This is a genomic window from Aeromonas finlandensis (genome assembly GCF_000764645.1).
In the GTDB taxonomy this organism is placed as follows: domain Bacteria; phylum Pseudomonadota; class Gammaproteobacteria; order Enterobacterales; family Aeromonadaceae; genus Aeromonas; species Aeromonas finlandensis.
In genome coordinates this window covers 1-5698 of record NZ_JRGK01000099.1, presented here as the reverse complement: position 1 = coordinate 5698, position 5698 = coordinate 1, and the positions used below count along the sequence as shown (strand labels likewise).

At 62.8% G+C, this 5698-nt stretch carries 5 protein-coding genes; all 5 read right to left on the bottom strand.

Annotated features, from left to right (window positions below; all coding sequences use genetic code 11):
* A partial coding sequence (locus tag LD28_RS0110170) for a DUF2861 family protein (RefSeq protein ID WP_241462287.1) occupies positions 1-477 on the bottom strand: 477 nt, incomplete at its 3' end.
* 80 nt (positions 478-557) lie between these two features.
* The gene (locus tag LD28_RS0110165; protein ID WP_033136855.1) at positions 558-1205 is read right to left on the bottom strand and encodes a response regulator transcription factor; all 648 of its coding nucleotides are present in this window, start codon (positions 1203-1205) and stop codon (positions 558-560) included.
* Positions 1202-2584, bottom strand: coding sequence for an ATP-binding protein (locus LD28_RS0110160; protein WP_033136854.1), 1383 nt, complete (start codon positions 2582-2584; stop codon positions 1202-1204). The genes LD28_RS0110165 and LD28_RS0110160 overlap by 4 nt, the downstream gene beginning before the upstream one ends.
* Positions 2585-2729: 145 nt before the next feature.
* Complete coding sequence (locus LD28_RS0110155) at positions 2730-4904, bottom strand: AsmA family protein (protein ID WP_033136853.1); 2175 nt, start codon at positions 4902-4904, stop codon at positions 2730-2732.
* Positions 4905-5036: 132 nt separating this feature from the next.
* Positions 5037-5543 (bottom strand): NUDIX hydrolase, encoded by a 507-nt coding sequence (locus tag LD28_RS0110150; protein ID WP_033136852.1) that lies wholly within the window; start codon positions 5541-5543, stop codon positions 5037-5039.
* Between the last annotated feature and the right edge of the window lie 155 nt (positions 5544-5698).

Below are 5698 nucleotides of genomic sequence, written 5' to 3'. Positions count from 1 at the left end.
CACCGCAGGCAGCGGCAACGATACCTGCCAATCCTTGCCCGCCACCGTCAGCCGCAGCTGATAGAGCCCGGCTGGCAAAGGCGTCGGTAGATCGGCCCCGACAACCCTGACCCCTTTATTCTCTTCCGCCTCCCACTGGGCGCCAGCCAGCCGGTCACGGCCAGCGGGATCGACAAGTTCCGCGGCGGTGATGGGCCCCTCCCCAGTCAACTGCACCCGAAAGTCCCGCAACAGCGGCGCATCGCGCTGGATCAACTCAAGACGCAGCTCGCTCACCCCATCAGGCAAGGTCAGCGGGAAATCCTTGCCGCAGTGCTGGGCACTCAGGGTCGCCAGCATCCCCTGCCAGCTGCGGCGCTCGGCATCGCTGTTGAGCGCAGGCCACGCCTGCTGCAAAGATTGCCAGGCGTGCCGGTTATCCCCCTGCAACAGCGCCAGGGTGGCTGGTTGCAGCGGGTCAGTGCGTTCGGTTGCCATCACGCTGCTTACGTTTAGAAGGCCCAGGTTCAGAAGGCCGCAGCTTAGAGCCAACAGCAGCGCAGCCAGCATTGCGCGCTTCACTGTGCCACCTCCAGCCGGTAGCCGATGCCGCGCACCGTCTCGATGGCCAGCCCGGGCAGCTTCTGGCGCAGTTGCAGGATATGGGTATCAACCGTGCGGGTGGAGGGGAACGCCTGATAGCCCCACACCCGGTTGAGGATCTCCTCCCGGCTCAGCACCCGCCCCGCCATCCGCACCAGCAGGGTGAGCAGGGCAAACTCGGTGGGGGTAAAGCTCACCTCTGCATCCTGCCAGCTCGCCTGCATCCGGGCGGGATGAAGCTGCAAGCCGCCCACCGCCTGAGTGCCGTCCCCCAGCTGACGCAGCTGAGCCCGGATCCGCGCCAGCAACTCGTCGTGGGAGAAGGGCTTGGTGAGGTAGTCGCGCGCCCCCGCATCGAGCCCGGCCACCCGATCGCTCACCTCCATCCGAGCGGTCAGCACGATCACCGGCAGCGCCTTGCGCGCCAGCCACTGAGGCAGCCAGTCGAGGGCATCCCCCTCTGGCATGGTGCGATCCAGCAGCACCAGATCCGCCGCCAGCCACTGCTGCTCCGCCGCAGCCAGAGTGTCACACCAGAGGCAGCGATACCCTTCGCGGGTCAGATAGCGTTGCAGGTTCTCCGCCAATAGCGCCTCGTCTTCGACAAGCAGGATGGTCTTCATGATTCGGGGTCGCTCCAGAGTTGGCAGGGTAGTGTGAGGGTGAAGGTGGTGGGTGGTCCGGATAGGGCGAGACGCCCGCCAAGACGGCGCAGCAGATGGCGCACGATGGCAAGCCCCAGCCCCAAACCCTCGCCACGGGCACCGCGGCGCAGCAGAGTAGCGAGCCGATAACCCGGCAGCTCGCCGCCATCGCTGACCGCGAGGATCAAGCGCCCCGCCTGCCAGCTGGCACAGATCCGAACCGGTGCGCGGCCATGCTGGCTGGCGTTGCGCAGCAAATTGTCGAGGGCGAGATCGAGCCAGTAGAAGGGGAGCGCCAGAGTTATCTCCCGCTCAAGGCAGAAGGTGGCGCCATGGCGCTCGCAAGCCAGGGTGAGCCACTCGGCCAGACTGACTGCCACCCGCTCATCCTCGAGAGCCTCTGCCGCCAGATAGTGGCGACTGGCCTGCGCCAGTTGATGCAGGCGGGCGACGCTGCCCAGCAGTTGACCCACGCTCTGCTGGGCGGAAGGTGGCAACTGGTCAAAATCGTGGCGCAGCTCCTCGCTGATGCCAGAGAGCGCCATGATGGGGGTGCGCAGCTCATGAGTCAGCATCTGCAACGCGACGCGCCGCTCCCGCAGCAGGCGCCAGCGCTGCCAGCTGGCCCACCCCAGCAGCAGAATAAAACCAAGGGAGCTGACCAGCGCCAGCCACTGCCAGTGCAGCGTGGGGCGCTCGTTGATGCAGAGCGCGCCGACCCGCTCCTGACAGGAGCCATCGACCCGGCTATCCAGCGTCACGCCGAGTCGCTCGACCAGCGGTTGCCACTGCCCGGCGCCATAGCGACGCCACTGCCCATCGGCAAGCAGCCAGAGCTGGCCGGATTGCAGCAACCAGCGCTCACCCCGCAGCAGGGCGTCGAGGTTGTCATCGCCGAGCTCCCCAAGCTGCCCCAACTGATCGCGCCGCTCCCACACATGGAGCAGAGCGTCGAGCCCCGTCGCCGGATGACCCGCCAGCCAGCGGGCAGCACTACTTCCTCCCAGCGGATAGACGGGGTGAGCGGCAAACCAGCGGGTCGAGGGCGCAGCCCCTTGGCCGCAAAGCGCCCGCAACAGCGGCAGCCACTCGGCAGGCAACTCATTCTCTGTCCCGCACTCCTGCTGATAGCGATAGATGGCCTGCAACTGGCGCAGCGGATAACGCTGCCAGGCAGGATGAAGGGCGTCGGGGGCAATCAGGCGACGGTCGAGCCGCTGCACCTCGTCAAGGGGCAGCGCCTGTTCGGGAGCCTGTCTGACCAGCTCACCCGCCAGACGATCCGCCAGCGGCCCGGCCAGCACGGGAGAAGCCATGCCGTAGCAGATCAGGGAGCAGAGCAGCAGGATCAGGCGCATGGGTTCAACTCGAGATGACTCCGGATGAAGACACAGCAGAGCACTGCGCCATAAAAAATGTCAGCGCCATTTTTCAATGGCGCTGACATCCGGTCAACCGCTAACGGCATTGGCGCAGCTCGCGCCAGCCCATATGAACCGTCACCTATTTGAACAATCCCTTGAGCAGCTGGTCAGCCACCCCTTTGACGGCTTCATTGTCGGCCTTGTCCCCCAGCAGCTTCTTGAGGCCGCGCTCGGCCTCCTTGCGGGCCTTATCCTCCAGCAACTTGTTGTTGCTGAGCAGCGCCTTCACGTCGAGTTGATAGCTGGGGGCCTGCCAGTGGCCGCCGATCCGCACCGGAATGGTGATCTCTTTGAGCTCATCCACATCCTTGCCCCCCTGCCCCTTGCTGCTCTCGACGATAGAGGTGAGGAACAGGAAGTCGAGGCTCTCCGGCACCAGCGCCGTCTGCCCTTCGCCCTTGACCCGCAGGGCGGGTGCAAAGAGCTGGATATCCTTGCTGCGAGCGATGCCATCGGCAATCTGAAAGCTGGCGGTCAGAGCACTGAAGTCGGTCTGGCGCGCCTCTTTCACCTGTTCGGCCCCCTTGCCGCTGAGGGTAGCCCGCGCCTCGCGGATCATCTCCGGCAAGTTGATGCCGTGCAGGGCACCGTCGCTCAGTTTCAATATGACCTTGCCCTGCATCCCGTTGCGCAGTGCCAGCCCGGAGAGACCACGCCCCTGAACCTGCACATCGAGATCGCCCTTGCCCTCCAGCAGATCACTCTGAGCCAAGGTCTGCAACAAGGGGCGAATGTTCACTCCGGCCACCTGCTTGTGCACCTTGTAGGTAGCGGGCTGCTGGCGCGCGTCGAGTACCCCGTTCGCGTTTACCTGACCGCCAGCCACGGTCGCGCTGAACTGTTTGAGCGTGAGCAGTCCCTTGGCCAGAACCACCTGCAGATCGACTGCGCCAAGATCCAGCCCTTTCAGACGCAGGCTGCCGAGCTGCAAGCGACCATCCAGATCCACCCCCTTGAGCGCGCTCAGATCCGGTTCAACTGCAGACAAGGCATCACTCTTGCCAGTTACCGCTTGATTGCCGCTTGCCGCTGCGTTGGGGGCACTGGCAGCCGGTTTGCCCTCTTTCGCTTGCGCTGGAGTGGTCAGTGCCGATTTGGCGAGCCAGCGGTCGAGATCCAGCTTCTCCCCATGGAGATCAAAGGTAATTGCCGGAGTGGCACCAAGCTGCACGGCCCCATGACCACTCAGCAACACCTCATCGGCACTCATCACCAGTTTGCTCAGGGTAATCAACTGCTTGTCGAGCTCTGCGCGGGCAAAACCCGCCAGTTTCAGCTTCATCTGCGGGCGCGGTAGCGCATCCCCTTCCAGACCGGCGATCAACACCACATCGGAGAGCTCTGCCAGCTTCATCCCCTTGTCGAGCCGCCCCTTGAGTGTCCCTTCCAGCGAGCCAGCCAGCGCAGACTGTGTGCCCTCGCCTTTGGCCCCTTTTAGCGCCAGAGTGAGGTTGTTCCACTCACCCAAGGCAAGTCGATCCCCCTTGATGGAGAAACTGTCGAGTCGCAGCTCCGGCTCACTCAGGCTGCCGCTGAGGCTCAGATCTTTCAGTTGGCTGGCCATCACCTCCTGTGCCAGCTTGATCTGTGTCTGACCCTTGATATCGAAATCGAGCTTGTCGGCACTCCCCTTGGCGGCCAGCGTCACGGGCACCCACTGATCGGTAGCCAACTGTCCCATGTCGAGATCGAGGCGCTCCAGTCGCAGCGAGGTACCGTTGCGATCATCCTGTACCAGCGCACTGGCCTGGGAGAGCGCGACACCCTGCAGGCTAATCTGCCAGGGTTTGTTATCAGCTGTTGGCGCAGGGGCTGCGGGAGCTGCGGGCTCGCTCGTTGCTGTCGCCGTTGAAGCAGCAGAGTCTTTGAGCAGGCCGCTCAGATTGGAGTGGCCATCCGCCCTGGTCTGGATAAAGAGATGGGCACCACTCAAGGCCACCTTGCCGATCTCCAGTCGATGGGAGAGCAGCGGCAACAGGGCCACCGAGGCCTCGCCCTGTTCGAAACGGACGAGATCCGGCTCAGCAAAACCGTCCGGATTGCGCAAGGCGACCTTCTCCAGCGAGAGGCCGAGGCTCGGCCAGAAACGCCAGTCAATCTCCCCTGCCATCACCAGTTCCCGGCCCGTGCTCTTGCGCACCTGCTCTGCCAGCTGGGGCTTGAATTGATTGGGGTCGATAAGGCTTATCAGCGTCACTATGGCCAGCAAGGCCGCCACGGCGATGCCGAGCAAGATGAGAACTATCTTCTTCACGATATGCTCCTTGAATCCGGATCCACTGCTGACTATACCACTCACCGCCTGGCGAATGGCGTCTGCGGGACAAAAGCGGACAAGGATAAGACAGGGATGGTCGCAGCCAATCCCCATCGTCATCAGCAGGGATCAGGCTTGCAAAGAGGATTGCTGCAGCCGCGCCATCGCGGTGCGCGTCGATTCGAAAGCAAAGCGGGGCAAGGGGATATCGCTGATCTTCAACCACTGACAGGCGGCCACATCGTCAGCCGGCTGGATGACCGGTTTTTCACTCAGCCTGATGGCGAAAAAGGTGTCACAGGTGTGATAGGTGATGCCATCGTAGGGATAGATATTGGGAAAGGAACCAAGATAGGTACAAGGATGAGCGCTGACATCGAGTCCCAACTCCTCCTGCAACTCGCGAACCAGCGCCCCCTCCAGCGACTCGCCGGGATCGACAAATCCTCCCGGCAGATCCAGCAACCCCTTGCCCGGATTGCGGGCACGCACCGCAACCAGCACCTCGTCCTGCCAGCAGATCGCCACCATCACAGCCGCCGCAACATTCTGGAAAAAATGAAAACCGCAGCCACAGCGAAACTCTTTGGGACTAATGCTCTGCAGGGTTTGGCCGCCGCATTTTGGACAAAACATGGGCTATCTCCGACCAGATAAAACGCTATTTTACGCCGCCAAGTCCGTTTTTTATGAGTAAAACTGACGAGAAGATCAGGAATTCAGGGGAAGGAGGGGATAACACAGGCCAATATTCAGGCTATTTGCTGATTTCCAGGCAATAAAAAACCCCG